This is a genomic window from Hymenobacter psoromatis, from assembly GCA_001596155.1.
Taxonomy (GTDB): domain Bacteria; phylum Bacteroidota; class Bacteroidia; order Cytophagales; family Hymenobacteraceae; genus Hymenobacter.
Genome location: CP014771.1, coordinates 2,345,558 through 2,368,936 on the forward strand (window position 1 = coordinate 2,345,558; position 23,379 = coordinate 2,368,936).

Sequence of the window (23,379 nt, forward strand, 5' to 3'; positions counted from 1 at the left end):
TGGGTCATGTGGTGAATGGGGAAATGAGTGATTGAGTGAATTACTCCATCAAGGGCAAAGGTCGGCATAAAAAGTAGGGTGCGGGGCTTGTCCCCGCCCGGCGTTGAATGATTGGCGTGCGAATCGTTCAACGCCGGGCGGGGACAAGCCCCGCACCCTACGCCGATTGCCTAATTCACCTTCTCCATCCAGCCGTGCGAATCGGGCGCGTGGCCGGTGCGAATGGCATCCAGGGCCGCCCCTACCCGGCGCGCGAAGGCTGAGTCGGTGAGGGCGGGCAGGTCGTAGTCGTGGCCATCGTGGCCGATAGTGGCGATGGGCGCTACCGTGGCGGCCGTGCCCACGCCGAAGGCTTCGGTGAGGCGGCCTTCCTGAATGGCGGCCACGATTTCGCGGCTCGCCACGCGGCGCTCTTCTACAGGCATGCCCCAGTCGCGGGCCAGCTCCAGCACCGAGCGGCGCGTGATGCCATCGAGGATGGACGTGGAGAGCGCGGGCGTAATCAGCGTGCCGTTGATGACAAACATTACGTTCATGGCCCCCGACTCTTCTACGTACTGATGCTCCGAGGCATCAGTCCAGATGAGCTGGTGGTAGCCTTCCTGCTGGGCCAGCTTGCTGGGCAACATGGCGGCACCGTAGTTGCCAGCATTTTTGGCGTAGCCGGCCCCGCCGGGAGCGGCGCGCACGTAGTGCTGCTCGAAGCGCACCCGTACCGGCTTGGTGAAAAACGATGCCACCGGGCAGGTAATGATGCCAAAGTGATACGTACTGGAAGGCCGCACGCCCAAAAAGCCATCGGTGGCGAACATGAACGGCCGGATGTAGAGCGAGCTGCCTGCCGCGCCGGGCACCCAGGCCGCGTCGAGCTTCACCAGTTCGCGCAGACCCTGCATAAATATTTCTTCCGGCAGAGTGGGCATGGCCATGCGCTCGGCCGAGGCATTGAGGCGACGCCAGTTGTCGAGGGGCCGGAACAGCCCTACCCCCCCATCGGCCTGCCGATAAGCCTTCATGCCCTCAAAAATAGCCTGGCCATAGTGCAGAGCCGAATTGGCGGGGCTCACGGCCAGCGGGCCGTAGGGCACGATGCGCGGCTGCTGCCATTCGCCGTTGACAAACTCCACGGACAGCATGTGGTCGGCGAAGAATTTACCAAATTCCAGGTTGGTCAGGTCGAGCTCGGCGAGGCGGGACGTGGCGGCGCGGCGCACGTCAATAGTCAGGGTATCAAGCATAGGAAGTCGAAATAAATAAGCGACTGTAAAAGCGCCCAGTGGGCACCAGAGTGGGTGGGAAGAGATGGGGTAGGGACGGGTTAATCGGCTAAAGGTTGCCGGCTGGCACTAAGCGACTGGCTAACGGGCGAATTTATACGCGCGGCTTCCAGGTGACTTCGGCTACCCCCAGGTCGTGAGCCATCGCGCGGCTGAGCACGAAGAGGTAGTCGGAGAGCCGGTTAAGGTACATCACCACCAGGTCTTCGACCGGCGACTCTTCGCGCAGCTGAATGACCAGGCGCTCGGCGCGGCGGCACACGCAGCGCGCCACGTGCCCAAACGACACCGCCGGGTGCCCGCCGGGCAGAATGAACGCCCGCAGCGGCTCCAACTCCTTATCCATCTGGTCCATTTCGTTTTCCAGCAGCGCCACGTCTTCGGGGTGCAGGTCGGGCAGGGGCTGGCGGGCTTCTTTGCCGGGGTCGGTGGCCAGGTGCGAGCCGATGGTGAATAGCCGGTCCTGAATTTCCTTCAGCAAATCGCGGCGCGGGGCGTTCACGTCCTGGTCGCGCAGCAGGCCAATGTAGGAGTTCAACTCATCCACGGTGCCGTAGCAGTCGATGCGCAGGCTCGACTTGGGCACCCGCGCGCCGCCAATGAGTGAGGTCAGACCCTGGTCGCCGGTTTTGGTGTAGATTTTCATGACCGCAGATTCAAACTGATTTAACGGATTACGCAGATACGCCGCTGGCTATTTGGGGGGGTAGGGAGCCGTTTTGCAAACCTTGCTACTAGTGGCTTAGTACGGCCGGCCGGGCAATCTCGTGGTTGACTTCATCGGTTTCGATGAGGCCGTCGCGCAGGCGCACGATGCGGTGGGCGTAGCGCGCGATGTCTTCCTCGTGGGTCACCATGATGATGGTGTTGCCCTTGGCGTAGAGCGCCTCGAACAAACCCATGATTTCGTAGCTCGTTTTGGAGTCGAGGGCACCGGTGGGTTCGTCGGCGAGCAGCACGCTGGGGGTGTTCACGAGGGCGCGGGCGATGGCCACGCGCTGGCGCTGGCCGCCGCTGAGCTCGTTGGGGCGGTGGCCGGCGCGGTCGGCCAGTCCCACCGAGCGCAGGGCTTCGAGGGCGCGCTCGCTGCGCTCGCGCTTGCCCAAGCCGGCGTAGATGAGGGGTAGGGCCACATTTTCGAGCGAAGTAGAGCGCGGCAACAGGTTGAAAGTTTGAAAAACGAACCCGATTTCCTTGTTGCGCACCTCAGCCAGCTGGTTGTCGCTCATGCGGCTCACGTCCTGACCATTAAGGATATACTGGCCCTGCGTGGGCGTGTCGAGGCAGCCGATAATGTTCATGAGCGTACTCTTGCCCGAGCCCGAAGGCCCCATAAACGCCACGTACTCCCCGCGCTTAATGTCGATGCTCACCGAGCGCAGGGCATGGATGTGCTCCGTGCCCATCACGTATTCCTTGGCGATGTCAGTAGTCTTGATAACGTAGGGGGTAGGGCTGGCAGCGAGCATAAGAGGAGCAGGAAAAATCAGCGAGCGGGAAGCGGTACCTGGTCGAAAGCTGCGGCGGCGGCCGCGTTGGCGGCCCGGTGCGCCGCGAATTGCATCAGCAAGTTAGTGTACTCGGCGGGGCTGAGGCGCGGGCGCAGCTGCTCCAGGGCCGACTGGCCGAGCTCGGCCAGGCCGGCATCGGCGGCAGCCAGCGCGTAGGCTTGCAACAACGGCCGCGAAGCAGGGTTTTCGGTCAGGCCCTGGTTGAGGGCATCGTAAGCGTCCGTAGTGGCTTTTTGCTGCGCGAAAAAGCGGCCGGCCGCCAGCACCGCCGCCTCGTTGAAGGGCGCGAGCTTCACCAGCGCCTGGTAGCGGCGGGTGGCTTCGGGCAGGTTGTGCGCCGCTTCGGCTTGTTGCGCGGCGGCCAGCTCTGGGCCGCCAATAAGGCCCGTCCGCGCCTGGCCCCGCAGCAAGCCGGGCGTACGCAGCGCCAGTCCCAGCCGGGCCACGCCCTGCGCCTGCGCCGTGTCGGCCGCCAGCCGGCGGTACGCCGCCTGGGCCGAATCGAGCTGCCCGGCTAGCGCCAGCGCCCAGGCGTGGGGTAGGCGCGCATCGCGCACCCCGTGCGCCGCCGCCAAAGCCAGTTGACTAGCGGCCGTGGCGTACTGCTGCTGCTGCAACTGCCATAAGCCCAGCACGTACTGGTAGTAGCCGCTGGTGGCTGAGGTGCCGGCCGTGAGCGGTGCCAGCGTTTGGCGGGCGGCCAATTCCTGGCCCGCTGCGTGTCGCAATAAGGCTTGCAGAAAGAGCAGCTGCTCGTAATACGGCTCGTTGGCGGGGCGCTCGGCCAGCTTGGCTAGTTCGGTGTCGGCGCGGCGGCAGGCGGCGGGCTGGGCGGCCCGCGCCGTCAGCATCGCCGCGTGGTACACCTGGGCGAAGGTGGCTGCGTCGAGGTCGTGGCGGGCGGGGGGGGTAGGGCTGGTTATTGCGCGCGAATCCAGCAGTGCCAACAGCTCTTTATTAGCCACTAAGCCGGGCTCCTGGGCGGTGGCCGGCCAGGGCGCGGCCAGCTTTTGAGCCGCGGGCACCAGACCTTGGCTCAGCAAAAAACCCAGCTGGTTGGTGCGGCCCACGTAGCTGCCGGGCTGTAGGCGCTCGGCTTGGCCTAAGTAAAAAACTACCGAATCGGTAAGGGACGAGCGGGTAAATAATTGGGCCGCATCGGAGGCGAGGGCGAAGCTGCGGGGCGCGGCGCGGCGGGCCTGGCGCAGCACTTCCAGGTCATCCAGAAAATCGCCGGGCGCGGTGAGTAAGGAATTTAACTGGAGGCTGACTTTGGCATCGGGCTGGCGCAGCAGGGCGCGGCGCAGGGCGTTGATTTCGTTCTGGCGCTGGTCGCGGAAGCTATACAGCGCTGCCCTACCCAGCTGCGCCGAGCGGTTGAAGCGGGCGAGCACGTCGCCGCTTTCGGCGTAGTAGCGCTCGGCCAGCAGGGCCAGGGGCAGGTCGTCGGGCCGGGTTTCGCTCTGCTGGCGGGCTAGGTCGCCGAGCTGGTTATACTGCCCGGCCTGCACCTGGGCGGACAGCGGCCAGCCGTTGCGCAGCTCAAACAGCAGCAGCGCGACCACACCCATTATATACACGGTATAGAAGGGCAGCCGGCGCGGCTCAAACACCACCCGATACACCCGCAGCCGCTGCTGGATGAGCGAGCCAAAATTGACCAGCACATACAGCAAAAACGCCGCGCCCAGCAGCAGCAGCGCCCGCACGCTAAAGGCGCGGGCCGCCGCCAGCAGGGGCGTATTAGCCGTGGCCAGGGCATAGCCCAGCGCGGCGGCCGCCGCCGCCAGCAGCAGCCAGTACAGGGGCCGGGCCGCCACGAAGGGCAGCCAGCCCGCGTAGCTAGGTGCCCGCTGCCGCAGGCCCAGCCCAGCCGTGAGCGCCGCCGGCAGCAGCAGCACCAGCGGGTCGAGGTGCAGGCCGCCGCCCAGGTTCAGCTCGTCGCCATTGTACCAATACAAGAACAACGCGCCCAGATAAAGCAGGCTCGACAAGATGAACGGGAGGCGGCCGAAACGGCCCGCGGGGCTTTCGGCCTGGGTGTTGAACCAGAGCAGCGCCCGCACGTTCTCTACCCCTACCCACAGCACCAACGCCGCCACCAGGCCCGCCCCGGCCGGCGTGGCGTAGGCGGCCAGGTGCAGGGCCGTTTCGGCCGGCGGCAGCTGCGACCTGGTGAGCAGTAGCGCCACCAGCCCGCCCAGCAGCGCGCCAAACAGCACCACGCGCCGCCCTACCCCCACCCGCTCGCCGAACGCCTGCAAGCCCAGCGCCGCCGCGCCCAGCACGCTCAGGCTCAGGTACAAAAAATATTGCCGGGTAGGGCTGAAAATGCCCAGGCCATCGGCGTTGAGCGCGGCCAGCAGAAACACCACCGGCACCGTGCCCGCCAAGAAAGCCGGCCGCCGCAGCATGCTCACCACCGCCAGCCAGCCGGCCAGCGCCAAGCCCAACACGCCCAGCCACAGCCCGGCCGCCAGCGGCTGGGTGTAAGGCCCGCCCGCGTCATGCGTAAGCGTCGTGATAAAGCCGCTCACCAGCAGCGGCAGCCGCGCGGGGCCGGCGGCTACCGAGTCGAGGGTGAGGGACACCGGGGCCAGGTGCGGCACCAGTTGCAGGGGTAGGGTCGCGCTTTCGCCCGCGAAGTAGCAGTACCCGGCTCCCGCCACGGCCAGCAGGGCCAGCAGCGCGGGCAGCCCCGGCAAGCGGCGCAAAACGGTAGAATCAGGCAATTGCGGTGGGATAGGTTTGAATAGTATAAAAGAACGTCATTCCGAGCTTGCCGAGGAATCTCGCCCGCGTCGTTTGGGCGTCGTTCCGCGATGCGGGCGAGATTCCTCGGCAAGCTCGGAATGACGTTTTAACAGCTTTTTTTATCTTCTAAATAACCTCGTGCTCTTTATATAGACACAAGTAACGCGCCTACCCTAATCCAGCACCTTGGGCACGCGGAAATAGTCCGAGTCTTTGCGCGGGGCATTGCGCAGGCCATCCTGGTGGCTAATGGTATTTTGAGCCTTATCATCGCGCAACACATTGATTTCGTGCGATAGATGCACCAATGGCTCTACCCCGTCAGTATCTACTTTCGAGAGCTGGTCCACCCAATCCAGAATCTTGTTGAGGTCGGTGAGCATCTGTTCCTCGTGGGCGGGGTCAAATTCGAGGCGGGCCAGATGAGCCAGGCCGCGGAGGGTTTCGGTGTTCATAAAATGAAATGGTGAAGTGGCGAAATAGTGAGTTAGTGAAATGGTGAGTTAGTAATTTAGAGAATGGAAGATTGAGCAGGAAGTACTTTTGTTGATAATTCACTAACTCACTAATTTGCCATTTCACTAACTCACCATTTCACCACCTCACCGCCAGGTGCTGGCCGCCGGAATGCCGCGGCCTTCGGGCACGAAGTCGTCGGCAATCTGAGCCATGACTTTGGCCTTGAGGTCGGGAATATCGGCCTCGGTGAGGCCGGTGGTTTCGATGGCTTCGTGAAACACGACGCGCAGCCGGGCGTGGCGCACGCGGAGGCCCTCGACTGAGGGCATAAATTTGTGGTTCAGGGGCATACTCACCGGCACGATGGGCACGCCCATATTAATAGCCAGCTGGAAAGCGCCATCCATGAAGGGCTGCAGCTCTTCGCCGGGCTTGGGGCCGATGGTGCCCTCCGGGAACAGCGCCAGCGGGCGGCCTTCGCGCAGGCTTTGGCGCGCCTGGGCAAAGGCCCTCCCCCGGCTCACCACGCTGCGGCGGTTAACGGGAATATACGTTTTGCCAAAGAGCGGCCCCCACAGCGGAAACTTCACCAGCGTGTCTTTGCCCATCATGTTGAGAAAGCCGGGAATGGTGTGAAACAGCACCATAATGTCGATGTAGGAGCCGTGATTGGCCACGTAGATGCAGGGCTGCGGCACGGGCCGGGTGTTTTCACGAATCACTTCGAGCGGCACGCCCCACATCAGCATGGAAAACCTGGACCACTGCCGGTTGAACTCGTGCAGGTGGGGGCGCCACTCGGGCCGGCGCACCCACACCCGTTGCAGGGGGTAGGTGGCGAAAAACGGCAGCACAAACCAGAACGTGGCCCAGGTAGTGTACAGCCGGTGGCCGAGATAACGCAAAAAAGCAGGCATAGCGGCAAATTTACGGCGGGCAGTGGGGTAATAGGGTAAGGGGTAGTCTGTCATTGCGAGCAAAGCGAAGCAATCGTACCAGAACGGGGTCGTTCGGGTGTCGTGCGGGTGCGATTGCTTCGCTTTGCTCGCAATGACAGACTACCCCTTACCCATTACCCATGACCTTCCCGCCAGCAGCTTTTCAACTTTAAGCAGGCCGGCCACGCTGAGCGCGTCGGTGATGCGGTCGTCCATGACCAGCTCGATGGCCTGGGCCAGGGGCAGTTTCCAGAGGCGCAGGTCTTCGGTTTCTTCCGGTTCCCACGCGCTTTGGGTGAGGTCTTCAGCCAGAAAAACGAAGCCTTCCTCGTCGGTGACGGAGTTGGAGGTGTGCATGCGGGCGATGCGCGTCCAGCGGGCGGCGAGCAGGCCGGTTTCCTCGCGCAGTTCGCGCTGGGCCGCCTCTTGCGGGTCGATGCCGATGACACCACCGCCCATCGGCACCTCCCAGCTATACTCGTTGAGGGTGTAGCGGTACTGGCCCACGAGCCAGGTATTGCCCTCACTATCAACGGGAATGATGGCAATGGCTTTGTTTTGCATCGACACCACGCCGTAGATACCGGCCCCGCCTTTGGGGTTCAGCACCTGGTCTTCGCGCACCCGAATCCAGGGATTCTGGTATTTGGGGGCCGAGCTGAGCGTTTGCCAGGGATTGTGGTGGGGGTCGAAATCGGTGGGGGGCTGAGTATGAGGCATAAGGTTGCGGAAGCGGCTGAATCGACGCAAAAGTAGCCCCGCCCGGCCCGCTCGCCTACCCCAACCCGCGCTCCGCAAGCGCGTATGACTTAGCAAGCTGGCCGCCGCTTACTTTCCGGGGGCTCCGCTTTTGATATGGCTGACAAACCCCAGGACCCCACCGAAGACTCCTTGCTCAATCTCAAGTTTGCCCAGGCCGAAGCTGACCTGGCCCAGAAAAACGGCGGCCTCGGCCCCGTTAGCAACCAGTATGTCACGACCGAAGAAAACGCCGAAATCACGCAAGGCGAAGGCCCGGTAGATAGTCAGGGGCACCGCCGCGGCGAACCCGATAACCTGGTCAAGGGCGACTCGGCCGGCGCGCACAGCTAGCCCTACCCCCATGCGTTTTCTCAACACCAGCCCTGCCAGTCACCGCCCGCTGGGCATCCGCGTTGCCTTGCCGCTAGTGGCCTTTGCCATTGCCCTGGCGCTGCTGAGTGGCTGCCGGACTAGTGGCGGCGGGCCCGGCACGCCGGCGCGCACCGTGGCGGCTTTCTTTGCCAAATACCGCGACCGGCCGGGTTTTCGCACCACCGAGTGGTCGGCCGATTTCTTGCAGCGCCTGGCGCTGGTGCGGGTAGGTAAGTTGCTGGGTGGCAACGACCTGACCAACGCCATTACCGGCATCCGCACGGCCCGCGTGATGACCTTTCTGCCCACCACCGGCAGCGCCCAAGGCTTAGTGCGCGAAGGTCTCAACAGCGAGGCCAGCGGGCTGCTGCAAGCCGAGCGCTACACCTCGCTGGCCAGCTCGGCCACTGGGGCGTCACCCTACCAATATGTGGTGAAGGCCAATGGCGACCAAGTGAGCGAGTTGGTAGCCACCGGCACCATGTCCGATGCCTTAGGCTCCTTTGTGCTGGTGCAGGTGCAGGGCAATTTTACCCGCGCCCAAGCCGAGGCGTTGAGCACGGTGCTGCCCGAAGTGGTGCGGCAAACGGCAGGCAAGTAAAAATAAGTGGCAGTGTTTTAGTGACGAATGGGATGGCAGTATATTGCCATCCCATTTTTTAATACCTATGCATCTAACTCTACCACCTTTACTGCTTGTGGCTACAATGGCTTTAGCCGCTTGCCACAAGGCTGATAACAGCCCAACCATTGATTTCGGACCCGGTGACGGCATTACGCATCGCGCAGCTGATGGAACGCTAAACGGTTCCTTAGACTCCACTGATTGGTCTTCCGATGCTGCCTGGAATGAGCAGGAACTCGCCCTCTTTTCTGACCTCAAATTTGATATAAATGGTCCGCCGCAGCAGCCACAATGGATACAGAGGACCTATCTGTACCCTAACCCGGCAGGCCAGGCCCGCTGGGATGTACAGTATGCGACAGCAGCACCCGCGTCACCAAACTTTAGTATTGCCCTTGCCCTGGTAAATCAACATTATCAGCTGCTAACCAGGCCAGTACCTAATTCATTTTTTCATTATACTATTTTTTTCGACTTCACTAAGTTGAACATAAATCGCGGTGAAAAATATAGGCTTTATTACGTTTTTTACAACAATAGCGGCCTGGTCTATAAAGGCCACGGTGATATTCACTATTTGGACTAATTCAGGGCCTACGCAAAGGACCCTTTTTTATACGACTATGAAAAGGCTCCTCACGCCTAGCGTGGGGAGCCTTTTTTACTTTTGGCGGTAGGCCAGCCCTACCCCCACTACCGCGTGGGAGGTAGCCACAAGCCCAAATTTCGGGCTTTTAACCTGGGCCATACACTTTTTATTCTCGTGTTGTCACTCAGGCCTGCTACGACTGAATGCCTGGGTTTGCTGTTACCTTTATTCTGCTACCGCTGCCCTTGATTTTATATGGAAAACTCCTTTCCACTGCTCATTCCCCTGGCCGAAGAGCTGCGGCTGCAAGCGTTGCGGCCCTACCAGCTCTTCAACACCATGCGCGACGAGACCTTTACGGAGCTCGTGCGGCTGGCTGCCAAGCTCTTCAACGTGCCCATCGGCATCATTGCGTTTGTGGAGGATGAGGAGGTGCGCTTCGGCCTGAATTATGGCCTCGACCCCGCGATAGACCGCGTAAATCGTTGGGAAACCCTGTGCTCGGTGGCCATGCTGCACGAAGAAACCAGCGTGTTTGAAAACCTGCAAGCGCAGCCCTGCGACCTCATCAACCCCGGCCTGGTGCAGCGCCTCAACCTGGGCTTTTATGCCGGCAGCGCCCTGCGCACCCCGGAAGGCTACTCCGTGGGCGTGCTCTGCGTGATTGACCACAAACCCCGCACTTTCAGCCCCGCCGAGGCCGACTTGCTGGAACGCCTGGCCGCCGTGGTGATGAGCCTGCTCGACCTGCGCCTGCAGCTGCTGCAAGAGCCCACCTGGAACCAGCAGCTTTGGGCCAGTATCTACACCCGCATCGAGTCATCGGTGACGCGCCTCGAAACTCTGGCCAGCCTGGCAAGCTGGGAAGAAGCCGCCGACAGCGAAGCGGCCGTGGCCTACAGCCAATCAACGCACGAGGAAATTTTGCGCGTTATCACCGTGCTCACCGAGCAGATTCAGGCGCTGCGCGCGTAGCCCTACCCCCTGGTTTTGAGCCTGTGCGCAAGCCCCCTGGCCAGGCTGGTTGGGGGGCTGCGCGTTTTCTAAGCCGAAGCCATTACCCTTCAGATAGAAAATGGAAAAAAGGTGAAGGAGGCGGCTATAAATATTTTCGCTGTCAGAATCTAACCCGTTCCCGAACTGTTACCACTGCGTTGGCTAACGACTTGCGGGCCGGCGGGGTCATTTGTAAGCATCCCCTACCCCAACGGGCTGCCGTATCTTTGTACTCATTCTAAAATAACAAGCTGTTCGCTGAATGTCTGCTGTAATTTCCACTGATATCTGCATCATCGGGGCTGGCCCGGTGGGGCTATTCGCTGTTTTTGAAGCCGGCTTGCTCAAGCTGCGCTGCCATGTGGTCGATGCCCTGCCCCAGCCGGGCGGGCAATTGTCCGAGATTTATCCGAAGAAGCCGATTTACGACATCCCCGGCTACCCCGAGATTTTGGCCGGCGACCTCATCGATAACCTGATGAAGCAAATCGAGCCCTTCCACCCCACCTTCACGCTGGGCGAACGGGTCGAGCGCTTTGCCAAGCTCGACGACGGCTCGTTTCAGCTCTACACCACCGATGGCACCGAGGTGCAGTGCAAGGCCGTGGCCATTGCGGGCGGCCTGGGCTCGTTTGAGCCGCGCAAGCCGGCCGTCGAGAACCTGGAGCGCTTTGAGGGGGGTAAGGGCGTGCACTACATGGTGCGCGACCCCGAGCACTTCCGCGACAAGAAAATCGTGATTGCCGGCGGCGGCGACTCGGCCCTCGACTGGACCAACTTCCTGGCCAACGTGGCCTCGGAGGTGACGCTCGTGCACCGCGGCACCACCTTTCGCGGCGCCGCCGACTCGGCCGAGAAGGTCAAAAACCTGCACGAAGCCGGCAAAATCAAGCTCGTGCTCAGCTCCAACGTCACGCACCTGCACGGCAACGGCCACTTGCAGCAAGTGACCATCACGGGCAATAACGGCGAGGCCGAAACCGTGCCGCTCGATGCCTTCGTGCCGCTTTTTGGTCTCACGCCCAAGCTCGGCCCCATCGGCGACTGGAACCTCGACCTCACCGACGATGCCATCGTGGTGAACACCGAGGACTACAGCACCTCGCTGCCCGGCGTGTACGCCATCGGCGACATCAACACGTATCCGGGCAAGCTCAAGCTCATCCTCTGCGGCTTCCACGAGGCCGCGCTCATGTGCCAGGGCGCGTTCAAATACATCTACCCCGACAAAAAATACACCCTCAAGTACACCACCGTTAACGGGGCACCTTCTTTTTAAGGGAGTTAAGAGTTAAAAGTTAAGAGTTAATAGCAGGCGTATCAGGTCGTTTTTAACTCTTAACTTTTAATTCTTAATTCTTAACTATTTATGACTGATATCCGCATCTACGTGGAAGAAGCGCCCGGCCAGCGGCGCGAAATCGAAGGCCCGACCGACATGGGCCTGAGCCTGATGGAGCTGCTCAAGGCCAGCGACTACCCCATTCAGGCTACCTGCGGCGGCATGGCGCTGTGCGCCACCTGCCACGTGGAGGTGCTGGCTGGCCCGCCCCTGCCCGAACCCAGCGAAGACGAGTGGGCCATGCTCGACACGCTGCCCGTGCTGCACGAAACCAGCCGCCTGAGCTGCCAGATTCGCCTCGCCCCCAACCTCGATGGCTTGGTGGTGCGCATCGCCGACCCGGCGTAGCAGGGTGTAAATTAAGAACGTCATGCTCATCTGGCGTCCGCCTGTCGAAGCATCTCGCCCGCATCGTTGTGGTAGTAACCAAAAGGTGCGGGCGAGATGCTTCGACAGGCGGACGCCAGATGAGCATGACGTTCATTTTTTGTGTCTAATGCCAGCATGGCCACTCAACCGCTTAGCTGACAAGAACAGCCAGCCGCAAAAGCGCTGTCATAGTCCGCAATCGTTGCCAGTAGAATGGCCCAGCAATTGTACCGCGCTTAGCCGCTGACATTGTTGCTTTTGCTGGATTTTTTATGAAATTACTCCCTCTGTTGCTGCTGGCCGCCGCGCCGGCCCTGGCCCAGACGCCGGCCCACGACGTGGCCTGGTACACCCAACACGCGCCGTTTGCCATGCCGGCCGTGCCCGACCCAGTGATTCCGGCCCACTCGGTTTCGTTGAAGGACTTTGGGGGGGTAGGCAACGGCAAGACGCTGAATACAGCGGCCTTTGCCCAAGCCATCGCGGCGTGCGCGGCGGCGGGCGGCGGCCACGTGGTAGTGCCGGCCGGCCAGTGGCTGACGGGTCCGATTGAGTTAAAAAGCAATATCGACCTGCACACCGAGGCCGGCGCGCTCATTACTTTCACTCCCGACCATAGCCAGTATCCGTTGCAAGCGGCCGGCAAGGGCCAGTATGAGGTGACGCCGCCGCTGTGGGGCAACAAGCTGCACGACGTGGCCATCACCGGGCCGGGCATATTTGACGGCTCGGGCGAGACGTGGCGGCCCCTGAAGAAGTCGAAAGTATCGGCCGCCGAGTGGGAACGTGTGGTGCGCTCGGGCGGCGCGCTGAGCACCGACGGCAAAATCTGGTGGCCCAGCCGCGAAGCGTTGGGCGGCGAAAACCTGCTCAAAAAGCTCAAGAACAAGCCCGACGCCACCGAGGCCGACTACCTGCCCGCCCGCGATTACCTGCGGCCCAAGCTGGTCGTCATCACCAATACCAAAAACCTGCTGCTCGACGGGCCGACGTTCCGCAACTCGCCCATGTTCATGGTAAATCCCAAGGGAATTACGAACCTGATTATTCGTAACGTGCAGGTGCACAACGATTACTCGGCCCAGAATGGCGACGGCATCGACATCAGCGCCAGCCACAACGTGGTTATTTACCACTGCACCGTGAGCGCCGGCGACGATGGCATCTGCATGAAATCGAGCGGCGACCGCGCGCCTGATGACCCAGCCCTGACCAACGTGCTCATCGCCGACTGCACCGTGCTGCAAGGCCACGGCGGCTTCGTCATCGGCAGCAACACCGACGGCGGCATGCGCGACATCTGGGTCACCGACTGCCGCTTCCTGGGCACCGACATTGGCGTGCGCGTGAAGAGCAACGCCGGCCGCGGTGGCCTGGTGCGCAACATCTACGTCGATAACATCGCCATGAGCAATATTCTGCACGAGGCCGTGCTCTTCGACACGTCCTACGAAGACGTGCCCGCCGGCAAGGCGAAGGGCAGCGGCCTGCCCACGGCCGCCACCAAAGTACCCGATTTTCAGCAGTTCTACTTCAAAAACATCACTTGCCAAGGTGCCGAAACGGCTATGTATTTCCAGGGCCTGCCCGAGCAGCCGGTGCACGATATTCACTTTGACAACGTAACGATAACCGCCACTAGGGGGGTAGTAGCTAGCAACATTCGCAACATCGAGTTCAAGAACGTGCGGCTGAATACGCAACAGCAGCCCGCCATCCCGGCGGCAGCCGCCAAGGATATCAAGGTGCTGTAGGCACGCGCCCTACTTCTCTTATCCTAAATTTTCCATATATTTACGGGCATAATAGCTTCAACAAAAAAGCGCTGACCTGCCGGCCAGCGCTTTTTGAGTTTTGGGTAAACACAAGCCGCCAAGATGAAAGGGCTTTCGCATAGCCCACAAGGAACGCTTATTCGCGGCCGATGGGGTAGTAAGCCTTGCGGCCATCGGGGTAAACACCTTCTACCAAAGCACCTGAGTTGTCCTTGGCCTGGTCAAGATAGGCTTGCACGTCGGCCGGCTTGCGCACCACGTTCTTGTCGATGCGGGTGATGATGAAGCCGTCGGCCATGCCGGTTTCCTTGAAATTGCTGCCTTTGATGCCCGAAATCTGGGCCCCGCCTTCGATGCCGAGCGCGTTTTGCAGGCGGGCCGCTACCGGAGACACCTTGGCACCTTCGTAGCTGATGCCAGCGTCGGCGGGCAGCTCCTTCACCACGGCCGTGGTGTTAGAGGCATTGAAGAGAGTAGCGTTGGTATTCTCCTTGCTGCCATTGCGCAGGTAGCCCACCTTAATCTTGTCGCCGGGGCGGAAGCGCGATACCTGCTCCTGCAATTGCGAAGCGGTATTCACCGATACACCGTTGATGTCGGTGATGATATCGCCGATTTTGAGACCAGCGGCGGCGGCAGCGCTTTTTTCACCCAAGCCCTGCACATACACACCATTCAGGGTATTAAGCTTCTTTTCCGAAGCCAGTTTGGCATCTACTTCCTGGATGCGCACGCCCAACAGGGCACGCTGCACTACTTTATACTTGAGCAGGTCGTCCACCACTTTGCTCACGATGGCGCTGGGCACGGCGAAAGCGTAGCCCTCAAAAGAGCCCGTGTGCGAGGAGATAGCCGAGTTGATGCCAATGAGGTCGCCACTGGTGTTCACCAGCGCGCCGCCCGAGTTGCCGGGGTTCACCACGGCATCGGTCTGGAGATACGACTCGACACCGGCAGCCTGGTCGCGGCTCAGAATACCAATGCTGCGGCCCTTAGCCGAGATAATACCGGCCGTCACGGTCGAGTTCAGGTTGAAGGGGTTACCCACGGCGAGCACCCACTGGCCCACCTTCACATCATCCGAGTTGCCATATTTCACGAAGGGCAGGTTATCGGCCTTCACCTTCAGCACGGCCAGGTCGGTGCTGGGGTCGGCACCCACCAGCTCGGCGTCAAACTTGCGCTTGTCGTCCATCACTACCGTGATTTTCGACGCTTTATCAATCACGTGGTTGTTGGTCACAATGTAGCCGTTGGCCGCGATAATCACGCCCGAGCCCGAGCCTTCGCCACCACCTTGCGGCTCGCGCTGGCCACGCGATTGCCCGTCAAACTGGTCGCCGAAAAACTGACGCAGGAAGGGGTCCATCTGCATGCGGCTTTGAGCCTGCTGCGGCTCGGCCTTATATTCAGTCATTACGTGCACTACGGCGGGCGTCACGGCCGCGGCAGCCGCCACGAAGTTGAGGCCTTCGGGCGCGGCGTAAGCAGTGCTGCGCATGGCCGAGGTGTAACGAACTTGAGGGTCAGAAGCAACTGTCGTGAGAGCCACGTTGCCCGGCTCAGATTCTAGCAGCTTATATCCCCCCACGGCCACGCCCCCGCCTAGCACGGCAGAGGTAAACAGGCCGAGCATCATGTTTTTAGCTTGCATCGGGGTTTATTTAAAAAGGTAGGGAGAAGAAAAGCGAAATAACGACGGGAAGCCAGAAAAATCAACTACCCCCGCTTAAAACTGATAAGATAACTCTGGCACTGCGGCTGAGTTTTACGCTCTTACTAATAACGCCAGTAAGAGCCGCTTTCGTGCCCAAAGGTTGCCGAAAAGCGGCATTTTTTTGGTGCTGCCCACATCGTAGCAGCCCGGAATAACCAAACAGAGGCACCTATATGGGTGCCTCTGTTTTAGGAGAGCTTAGCGCACTTCAATGTGCTGTTTAGTCACCTTTTCGGTGTCGAAAGGCAGCGTTACGCGCAACAGGCCCTCCGTCAGCTCCGCGCTGATGGCTTTCGCGTTCACCGTTTCGGGCAGGCGGAAGGCCCGGCGAAACTCACCAAAGCGGGTTTCGACGCGGCGCAACTGGGGCACGTTTTCGCCCTCGGTGGCCGGCGCGGGGCGGCTGCCGGTTACTACGAGCTGGCCTTCCTGAAAGTCGATGGTTACGGCGTCTTTGGCCACGCCGGGCAGCGCCAGGTGCAACTCGTAGCCAGCGGCCGTTTCAAAAATGTCGGCGGCGGGTACGAACGAAGTAGAGGGGGTAGGCGCGGCAGGTTGGGCATCACGCAACAGCTCGTTCAGCAGCGAGCTGAACGCACGGGCCGGGCGAACGGCCGGCCGGGAATTATACAATAAAGCAGACATGTAGCAGAAAGGTAAGTAAGGTTAAAAGCGAGCCGCTACCAACGGCAACGCTACTTTCTATCCTATCCTTAAACTTTATACCATTTCTCTATTACAGACAAAATGACTGACCTTTACAATACGTTCATTTCTTAGTCGGAAAATCTGTCTTGAAAGCACCCATTAGGATTTATAACACCTCCAAAATGACATTAAACCTATTAATGCTGAGTTGGCAGTTGTATCCGATTCGCCTTGCCACCAACGGGCAGTAAGGTGAAGCGCACGTCGAGCCCCACGGTGGGATATACGGCGTTAATCTTACCACCCGATACTGGAATTGTTCCGGTAACATCCGTAAATACCAAATTCTGCTGATAAGAAGTCTGGTACGCGAACCAGGGTGTGAAATCGAAGCGCGGTGACAGCCGCACGCCCAGTTCAGCACGCAGACTGGTGTATTGAATGGTCCGTTCGTTGAGGTCGTTGGTAGCTTTTTGGAAGCGCAGGTGCGTGCTGGCTTCGTAGCTCAGGCGCGGGCGCAGGGCCAGGCCATTGGCGTCGCTGCCGAGGGGTAGGAGCTTTTCCAGGTCCACGCGCAGGCGGGTCCAGGTCTGGCCATCAGGCCCCGAGCCCAGCGGCGCGGCCCCATTATTGGTGAAGTTATGTTCTAAGCTCAAGCGCTGGCCAAAGGTGATATTACCAAATATAGGTGAGCGGTGCCGCGCCAGTATTTCGGGGATGACAGCCGCGCCCCGGCCATCGCCTACCAGCTGCACCGTGGCACCGTAGCTCCAGGCAGCACTGCCAAAATGCTCGTAGGCCACGCGAGCGCGGCGCGTATCAAACCCCAGGCGGCGGCCCGCAAAGTCGCCGCTGGAGGCCGCGCGTTCGCCACGCAACGACAGCAGCAGGTAGTCCCCATTATGTAATACCAGCTCGCCTTGCAGCTCGGGCCAGAACTGAAGCGTTTGTACTGAGCGGTGGGCCACGTTGGGGTCGTAGGGGGGGGTAGGAGCTTGCGCACAAGCAGCTAAGGAACCGCCCAAAAGAAACGAAGCAAGTAACAGGATACGCATAAATAACTAATAATTAAGCAGTAGCAGGCCCGGCCAGCTCCTGCAACGTGAGCCAGGCCATGAGCCCCGCGCCCACGCTGAGCGCCTGCTCGTCGATATCAAAAATGGGGGTGTGCACCGAGGCGGCAAAGCGCCCGTCGGTGGCCCGCGTGCCGAGGCGGTAGAAGCAGGCCGGCGCGGCCTGCGAAAAGTAGGCAAAGTCCTCGGCCGCCAGCCACTGGTCCAGCTCAATCACGTTTTCCGCGCCCAGGTAGGCTTCGGCGGCGGCGCGCACGCGGGCCGTCACGGCGGGGTTGTTGTCGAGGCAGGGGTAGCCGCGCCGGATTTCCAGCTCGCACACCGCGCCCATGCTGGCCGCCAAGCCTTCACACAGCTGCCGCAGGTGCACGTGGGCCTCGTCGCGCCACGTCTCATCGAGCGTGCGAAAAGTGCCTTCGATGTACACCTCGTCGGGAATGACGTTGGTAGCGCCGTTGGCGATAACCTTGCCGAAGCTTAGCACCGAGGGCATTTTGGGGTTGGCGCGGCGGCTAACTACCTGTTGCGCCGCCACAATGAGGTGGGCCGCCACCAGCACGGGGTCGAGGTTAAGCTCGGGCATGGCGCCGTGGCCGCCTTTCCCCTTGATTTTCAAATACAATTCGTCGGTGCTGGCCATGTAGCGGCCCGGCCGCACGCCAATCTGCCCCACTGGCAGGCGCGGAAACACGTGCTGACCCAGGATTTCGGAGGGGGTAGGGCTTTCAAGCACGCCGTCTTTTATCATCAGGGATGCGCCGCCGGGCAATACTTCTTCGCCGGGCTGAAAAATCAGCTTCACGGTGCCCCGGAAATTAGCGCGCTGCTCGGTCAGCAGGCGCGCCGCGCCGAGCAGGCAGGTCGTATGCACGTCGTGGCCACAGGCGTGCATCACGCCGGGCCGGGTCGATTTATACGGAATATCGCTCAGCTCCTGAATGGGCAGCGCGTCCATGTCGGCGCGCAGGGCCACCACCGGGCCGCCTGGCTGCCCCTCAATGAGAGCCACTACCCCCGTGCCCGCCACCGAATACGGCACCAGCCCCATCGCCCGCAGCTGCTCGGTCACGAACGCGGCGGTTTCAATTTCGCGAAAAGAAAGCTCCGGGTTGGCGTGCAGGTGGCGGCGCAGGGCCGATAGCTCGGGGGCCAGGGCGGCAGCACGTGCTTTTAGTATCTGAACCACGGATTCGACGGATTTTTCGGATTCCACAGATTTTGTGGACGGCTTAGTATCTACCTCACTCATAGCTGCACGCATTTTTATTTCTTAAAAATATACTTATTAAAACCTTGTGTCAAAGCCAACGAGCCATCCACAAAATCCGATTAATCCGAAAAATCCGCATGAATCCGTGGTTCAGATAACAGGCTACGGCGTCTTATCCAGCAGCACTTGCATGGGCTCCAGCTCGGCGCGGGGCACAAACTGCCGCACCCGCGCCAGCCCGCGCGCGGCGTCGAGCTTGTTGATATAGTCGCCGATGTAGAGTCGGTACACGGGCTGCTTGAAGGTGATGTAATCCGTTTCGTCGGGGTAGCGCGAGATTATTTGGCGGCGAATGCTCATCACCTGGTCGCGCTCTAGCCCCAGGTAGGCGCGCACGCGGAAGCCGCTGGCGTACTTCACGTTCTGGTTGGTGAAGGCCTGGTCGCGCAGGCGCTGCTCCACCTGGGCATTGACCTGGTTGGTAGGGGCGGGCGCGGTGGGGCGGGCCGGCGGCGTGGGCTTGGCCGCCGTGGGGGGGGTAGGGCTGCCCGCCGTCGCCGCTGGCGCGAAGACCGGCCGGTACTTAGTTAAGTCGTCGGCAGTGGCAGTGGCCACGGACTTCCGGGTGGTGTCGGCGGGCGTTTGGGCGCGGGTGGCGGGGGCCGAGGCGGCGCAGGCGGCCAGCAGCGGCAGGCTTAGCAGCAGCACGGCGTTACGAAAGCGGAGATTCATCTTCTTGCAAGATAGCCAGACTATTAGACGTACCTAGGCGGTCGGCCCCGGCCGCGAGCATGGCCAGGGCCTGCGCCCGCGTGCGAATGCCACCGCTGGCCTTGATGCGCACGTGGGGGGGTAGCACCCGGCGCAGCAGCTCCACATCGGCCACCGATGCGCCCCGGCTGGCAAAGCCGGTGCTGGTTTTCACGAAGTGCGCGCCGGCCTCGGCGCAGAGCCGGGCAGCGGTTTCCATCTCCTCCTCCGTCAATAAGGCGGTTTCGATAATGACTTTAAGCAGCGCGTCGCGTACTTCGGCCAGGTCGGTAAGGTCTTCGATTTCGGCCCGCACCGCATCAAGCTGGCCCGACTTGAGCAGCGACACGTTCAGCACCATATCCAGCTCGGTAGCGCCTTCGGCCAGCGCAATCTCCGCTTCGCGGAACTTCACCCGCGAGCTGCTGTAGCCCAGCGGAAAGCCAATAACGGTGCAGACCGCCACGCCCGAACCGCTCAGCTCGCGGGCGGCCACCGGCACGTAGCACGGCGGCACGCAGGCGCTGGCGAAGCCGTGAATGCGCGCCTCCTGGCAGAGCTGCACTATCTGGGCTTCGGTGCAGTCGGGGCGCAGCAGGGTGTGGTCGAGAGTGGCAGCGAGATTCATGTTTGGTTTTATGAACGATAAACAGCCGAACGTCATGCTGAGCTTGCCGAAGCATCTCTACCGCGTAAGTAAACCTAACGACAGGAGTTAGTTATGCGGTAGAGATGCTTCGGCAAGCTCAGCATGACGTTCAGTTACTTCTTAACCCTTATGCCTCTTCTACCAGCACGCAGCGCTGGGCGGCGAGGTCTTCTTCCACGGTTTTGTATTTCACGTCGCGCACCACGCGGCCGTCCATGTACTGCACCGTCACCTTGTCGTTGCGGTTGGCCACTTTCTGCGAACGGGCGGGCTCCTGGCGGGGCGGCGGGGCCACAGCAATGCCTAGCGCGGCGGCCTGGTCCAGGTCTTCCTGGCCCGCGCCGAGACTTACGTCCGAGATGGCCTTTTCGGCTTTGAGCTTGGGCAGCGGCTCAGATATATCATCTTCGTAGAATAAATCGGGCTCGGCAAAGCCGGCCTCGGTGGCTACTGGCACGTCGGCTTTGAAGAGGAAGCTGCCTGTGCCGTGATTCACCTTGGTCAGCATGCGCTTAAACAACTCGAAGGCCTCGAATTTATAGACCAGGAGCGGGTCTTTTTGCTCATACACCGCGTTTTGCACCACCTGCTTGAGGTCGTCCATCTGGCGCAGGTGCTGGGTCCAGGCTTCGTCAATGGTCGAGAGGACCGCGCCTTTTTCCATCTGGCGCACGATATCCAACCCGTTGCTGGCCTGAGCCTTGCGCAGGTTGGCTACCACCTGGGTATGCTTGTGGCCATCGGTGAAGGGGATGGCGATGTTCTCGTAGGGCGTATTCTGGCGCAGCAGGTCATTTATCATCGGCAGGGCGTTCTGGCCGATGTGCTCGTTCTTGCTTTCGTAGTAGCCAGTAGCCTCGTCGTAGAGCTTCTGGGTGAGGCGCTCAGGTGATAAGGCACTGAATTCCGCGGCCGTGATGTGCGTGTCGTAACCGAAATCCCGGATAACCGACAGCTTGAAATCCTCGAAGTCGTTGGTGATTTTGTGACCGGCCGCCACGTCCTCGCTCACGTCGTAAATCAGGTTGAGAATATCCAGCTCCAGGCGCTCACCGAAGAGGGCGTTGCGGCGGCGGCGATACACCACCTCGCGCTGGGCGTTCATCACGTCGTCGTACTCCAGCAGGCGCTTGCGGGTGCCGAAGTTGTTTTCTTCCACCTTCTTCTGAGCGCGCTCAATCGAGGAGGTAATCATCGAGTGCTGAATCACTTCGCCTTCTTCCATACCCATGCGGTCCATGAGCTTGGCAATGCGCTCCGAGCCAAACAAGCGCATCAGGTTGTCTTCCAGGCTCACGAAAAACTGCGAGGAGCCGGGGTCGCCCTGGCGGCCGGCCCTACCCCGCAGCTGGCGGTCAACGCGGCGGCTTTCGTGGCGCTCGGTGCCGATGATGGCCAGGCCGCCCGAGTCTTTCGAGGTTTCGCGCAGCTTAATGTCGGTGCCCCTGCCCGCCATGTTGGTGGCGATGGTCACGGTGCCGGGGTAGCCGGCACCGGCCACAATTTCGGCCTCGCGCTGGTTCTGCTTGGCGTTCAGTACCTGGTGCTTGATGCCGCGCAGCTTCAACATCCTGCTTACTAACTCGCTGATTTCTACAGAGGTAGTACCCACCAGCACCGGCCGACCGGCCGTTACGAGGGCTTGGATTTCCTCGGCCACGGCGTTGTACTTCTCGCGCACCGTGCGGTACACTTTGTCGTGGTCGTCCTTGCGCGAAATCACGCGGTTGGTCGGAATCACTACCACGTCCAGCTTATAGATTTCCCACAGCTCGCCAGCTTCGGTTTCGGCGGTGCCGGTCATGCCGGCCAGCTTGTGATACATGCGGAAGAAGTTCTGCAACGTCACCGTGGCGTAGGTCTGCGTCGCATCTTCGATGCGCACGCCCTCCTTGGCCTCAATGGCCTGGTGCAGGCCGTCGGAGTAGCGGCGGCCTTCCATTACGCGGCCGGTTTGCTCGTCCACAATCATCACCTTGCCTTCCTGGCTCAGAATGTACTGGTCGTCTTTCTCAAACAGCGTGTAGGCTTTCAGGAGCTGGTTAACAGTATGAACACGCTCGGATTTCTCCTGGTAGTCGCTCATCAGCTGCTCTTTCTGCTGAAGCTTTTCCTCCGCAGTCAAAGCCTCGGCCTTCTCGATGTTAGCAATCTCTACCCCAATGTCGGGCATGATGAACAGGTGCGGGTCCTCGCCCTGCGCCGTTATCAGGTCAATGCCTTTCTCGGTTAGCTCAATCTGATTGTTTTTCTCATCAATGGTGAAAAACAGCGGCTTATCCGCCTCCGGCATCTGCCGTGAGTTGTCCTGCAGGTAGTGGTTCTCAGTCTGCTGCAAAATCACGCGCATCCCCGACTCGCTCAGGAACTTGATGAGCGGCTTGCTCTTGGGTAGGCCGCGGGCGGCGCGGAACAGCGCGAGGCCGCCGTCGCCGTTCTTGCCGCCTTCCTCGGGGCCGGTTTTGCCCTCGGCAATGGCCTTACGGGCATATACCAGGTAAGACTGCACCAATTTTTTCTGCTCGTCTACCAGCCGCTGAATGCGCGGCTTGAGCTGCAAAAACTCGTGCACGTCGCCCCTGGGCACCGGGCCCGAGATGATGAGCGGCGTGCGCGCATCGTCAATCAGCACGGAGTCCACTTCGTCCACCATCGCATAGTGGTGCTTGCGCTGCACCAGCTCCGAGGGGTCGCGGGCCATGTTATCACGCAGGTAATCAAAGCCAAATTCGTTGTTGGTGCCGTAGGTCACGTCGGCCAGGTAGGCGTTGCGGCGGGCGTCGGTGTTGGGCTGGTGCCGGTCGATGCAATCCACGGTGAGGCCGTGAAACTCAAACAGTGGCGCGTTCCACTCCGAGTCGCGCTTGGCCAGGTAGTCGTTCACCGTTACGAGGTGCACGCCCCTACCCCCCAGCGCGTTGAGGAAGGCCGGCAGCGTCGAAACCAACGTCTTGCCTTCGCCGGTGGCCATCTCGGCAATTTTGCCCTGGTGCAGCACCACGCCGCCAATCAGTTGCACGTCATAATGCACCATGTCCCAGGTGATTTCGGCGCCGGCGGCCAGCCATTTATTGCTCCAGATAGCCTGGTCGCCCACAATGGTCACGTTTTGCTTGGTGCGGGCAATGTCGCGGTCCATGTCGGTGGCCGTCACCGTCAGCTGGCCATTCTGGGCATAGCGGCGGGCGGTTTCCTTCACAATGGCAAAGGTCTGGGGCAGCACCTCGGTGAGGGCCACTTCCAGGTCCTTGTTGCGCTGCTTTTCGAGGGTGTCAAGCTGCTCAAAAATCTGCTCCTTTTTGCTGACGTCGAGCTGCGGTTGGTCGTCAATCTGCGCGTGCAGGCCCGCAATCCGCGCGTCCAGGTCTGCGAGCTTGCCGTCGAGCTGCTGGCGCACTTCCTGGGTGCGGTGGCGCAGCTGGTCGTCGGTCAGGTCAGCCAGTTTGGCATATTCCGCATTGATGAGGGCCACGTAAGGCACCACGTCCTTGAGGTCCTTTTCTGCTTTGGAGCCAAACAGTTTGGCGACGGTTTTGCCGAGGAAATCTAACATTGGGTAAACAAATTGACTAAAAAGGACAGCG

Annotated in this window: 21 protein-coding genes; 7 read left to right on the plus strand and 14 right to left on the minus strand. The window is 60.9% G+C overall.

Translation table 11 applies throughout. The features are described 5' to 3' along the window. Window positions 1-170 precede the first annotated feature (170 nt). The 7 genes from A0257_09885 to A0257_09915 form a co-directional block, all read right to left on the minus strand. Window positions 171-1,238 (minus strand): branched chain amino acid aminotransferase, encoded by a 1,068-nt coding sequence (locus A0257_09885; GenBank protein AMR27374.1) that lies wholly within the window; start codon window positions 1,236-1,238, stop codon window positions 171-173. Window positions 1,239-1,371: 133 nt separating this feature from the next. After that, complete coding sequence (locus tag A0257_09890) at window positions 1,372-1,923, minus strand: cob(I)yrinic acid a c-diamide adenosyltransferase (protein ID AMR27375.1); 552 nt, start codon at window positions 1,921-1,923, stop codon at window positions 1,372-1,374. Between the two features lie 88 nt (window positions 1,924-2,011). Continuing rightward, window positions 2,012-2,746, minus strand: coding sequence for a macrolide ABC transporter ATP-binding protein (locus tag A0257_09895; protein AMR27376.1), 735 nt, complete (start codon window positions 2,744-2,746; stop codon window positions 2,012-2,014). Window positions 2,747-2,763: 17 nt separating this feature from the next. Then, entirely contained in the window at window positions 2,764-5,520 is a 2,757-nt protein-coding gene (locus A0257_09900; protein ID AMR27377.1) for a hypothetical protein, read from the minus strand. Between the two features lie 195 nt (window positions 5,521-5,715). After that, window positions 5,716-5,997, minus strand: coding sequence for a glutamyl-tRNA amidotransferase (locus tag A0257_09905; protein AMR27378.1), 282 nt, complete (start codon window positions 5,995-5,997; stop codon window positions 5,716-5,718). 147 nt (window positions 5,998-6,144) lie between these two features. After that, window positions 6,145-6,972, minus strand: a complete 828-nt coding sequence (locus tag A0257_09910; GenBank protein AMR27379.1) for a hypothetical protein — start codon at window positions 6,970-6,972, stop codon at window positions 6,145-6,147. An 87-nt stretch (window positions 6,973-7,059) separates the two neighbouring features. Continuing rightward, complete coding sequence (locus A0257_09915) at window positions 7,060-7,659, minus strand: DNA mismatch repair protein MutT (GenBank protein AMR27380.1); 600 nt, start codon at window positions 7,657-7,659, stop codon at window positions 7,060-7,062. Between the two features lie 135 nt (window positions 7,660-7,794). On the opposite strand from A0257_09915, the gene A0257_09920 reads away from it, so the two are divergent. From A0257_09920 to A0257_09950, 7 genes are all read left to right on the plus strand, one after another. Next, window positions 7,795-8,031, plus strand: coding sequence for a hypothetical protein (locus A0257_09920; protein AMR27381.1), 237 nt, complete (start codon window positions 7,795-7,797; stop codon window positions 8,029-8,031). A 10-nt stretch (window positions 8,032-8,041) separates the two neighbouring features. Then, window positions 8,042-8,653 (plus strand): hypothetical protein, encoded by a 612-nt coding sequence (locus A0257_09925; protein AMR27382.1) that lies wholly within the window; start codon window positions 8,042-8,044, stop codon window positions 8,651-8,653. 106 nt (window positions 8,654-8,759) lie between these two features. Next, complete coding sequence (locus A0257_09930) at window positions 8,760-9,263, plus strand: hypothetical protein (protein ID AMR27383.1); 504 nt, start codon at window positions 8,760-8,762, stop codon at window positions 9,261-9,263. Between the two features lie 258 nt (window positions 9,264-9,521). Further along, window positions 9,522-10,241: a hypothetical protein gene (locus A0257_09935; GenBank protein AMR27384.1), complete on the plus strand. Its 720-nt coding sequence runs from the start codon at window positions 9,522-9,524 to the stop codon at window positions 10,239-10,241. Between the two features lie 283 nt (window positions 10,242-10,524). Next, a complete protein-coding gene (locus A0257_09940) occupies window positions 10,525-11,541 on the plus strand; it encodes a ferredoxin--NADP(+) reductase (GenBank protein ID AMR27385.1) in 1,017 nt (338 codons plus the stop codon). A 90-nt stretch (window positions 11,542-11,631) separates the two neighbouring features. Then, complete coding sequence (locus tag A0257_09945) at window positions 11,632-11,952, plus strand: ferredoxin (GenBank protein AMR27386.1); 321 nt, start codon at window positions 11,632-11,634, stop codon at window positions 11,950-11,952. Between the two features lie 311 nt (window positions 11,953-12,263). Continuing rightward, window positions 12,264-13,727, plus strand: a complete 1,464-nt coding sequence (locus A0257_09950) for a hypothetical protein (GenBank protein ID AMR27387.1) — start codon at window positions 12,264-12,266, stop codon at window positions 13,725-13,727. Between the two features lie 157 nt (window positions 13,728-13,884). Here A0257_09950 and A0257_09955 read toward each other — a convergent pair whose 3' ends face one another. The 7 genes from A0257_09955 to secA all read right to left on the minus strand — a co-directional run bounded on the left by A0257_09955 (window position 13,885) and on the right by secA (window position 23,348). Further along, entirely contained in the window at window positions 13,885-15,384 is a 1,500-nt protein-coding gene (locus tag A0257_09955; GenBank protein AMR29706.1) for a deoxyribonuclease HsdR, read from the minus strand. Window positions 15,385-15,663: 279 nt separating this feature from the next. Then, on the minus strand, window positions 15,664-16,098 hold the full coding sequence (locus A0257_09960) for a hypothetical protein (GenBank protein ID AMR27388.1): 435 nt from the start codon (window positions 16,096-16,098) through the stop codon (window positions 15,664-15,666). A gap of 212 nt (window positions 16,099-16,310) precedes the next feature. Then, a complete protein-coding gene (locus A0257_09965; GenBank protein AMR27389.1) occupies window positions 16,311-17,081 on the minus strand; it encodes a hypothetical protein in 771 nt (256 codons plus the stop codon). Between the two features lie 100 nt (window positions 17,082-17,181). Further along, the gene (locus A0257_09970; protein AMR29707.1) at window positions 17,182-18,372 is read right to left on the minus strand and encodes an N-acyl-L-amino acid amidohydrolase; all 1,191 of its coding nucleotides are present in this window, start codon (window positions 18,370-18,372) and stop codon (window positions 17,182-17,184) included. Between the two features lie 186 nt (window positions 18,373-18,558). Beyond that, a complete protein-coding gene (locus A0257_09975) occupies window positions 18,559-19,128 on the minus strand; it encodes a hypothetical protein (protein AMR27390.1) in 570 nt (189 codons plus the stop codon). After that, window positions 19,109-19,774 carry a 2-deoxyribose-5-phosphate aldolase gene (locus A0257_09980; GenBank protein AMR27391.1) on the minus strand — a complete coding sequence of 222 codons (666 nt, stop codon included), beginning with the start codon at window positions 19,772-19,774 and terminating at the stop codon, window positions 19,109-19,111. The genes A0257_09975 and A0257_09980 overlap by 20 nt, the downstream gene beginning before the upstream one ends. Window positions 19,775-19,922: 148 nt before the next feature. After that, window positions 19,923-23,348, minus strand: a complete 3,426-nt coding sequence (gene secA / locus A0257_09985; GenBank protein ID AMR27392.1) for a preprotein translocase subunit SecA — start codon at window positions 23,346-23,348, stop codon at window positions 19,923-19,925. Window positions 23,349-23,379: the final 31 nt, after the last annotated feature.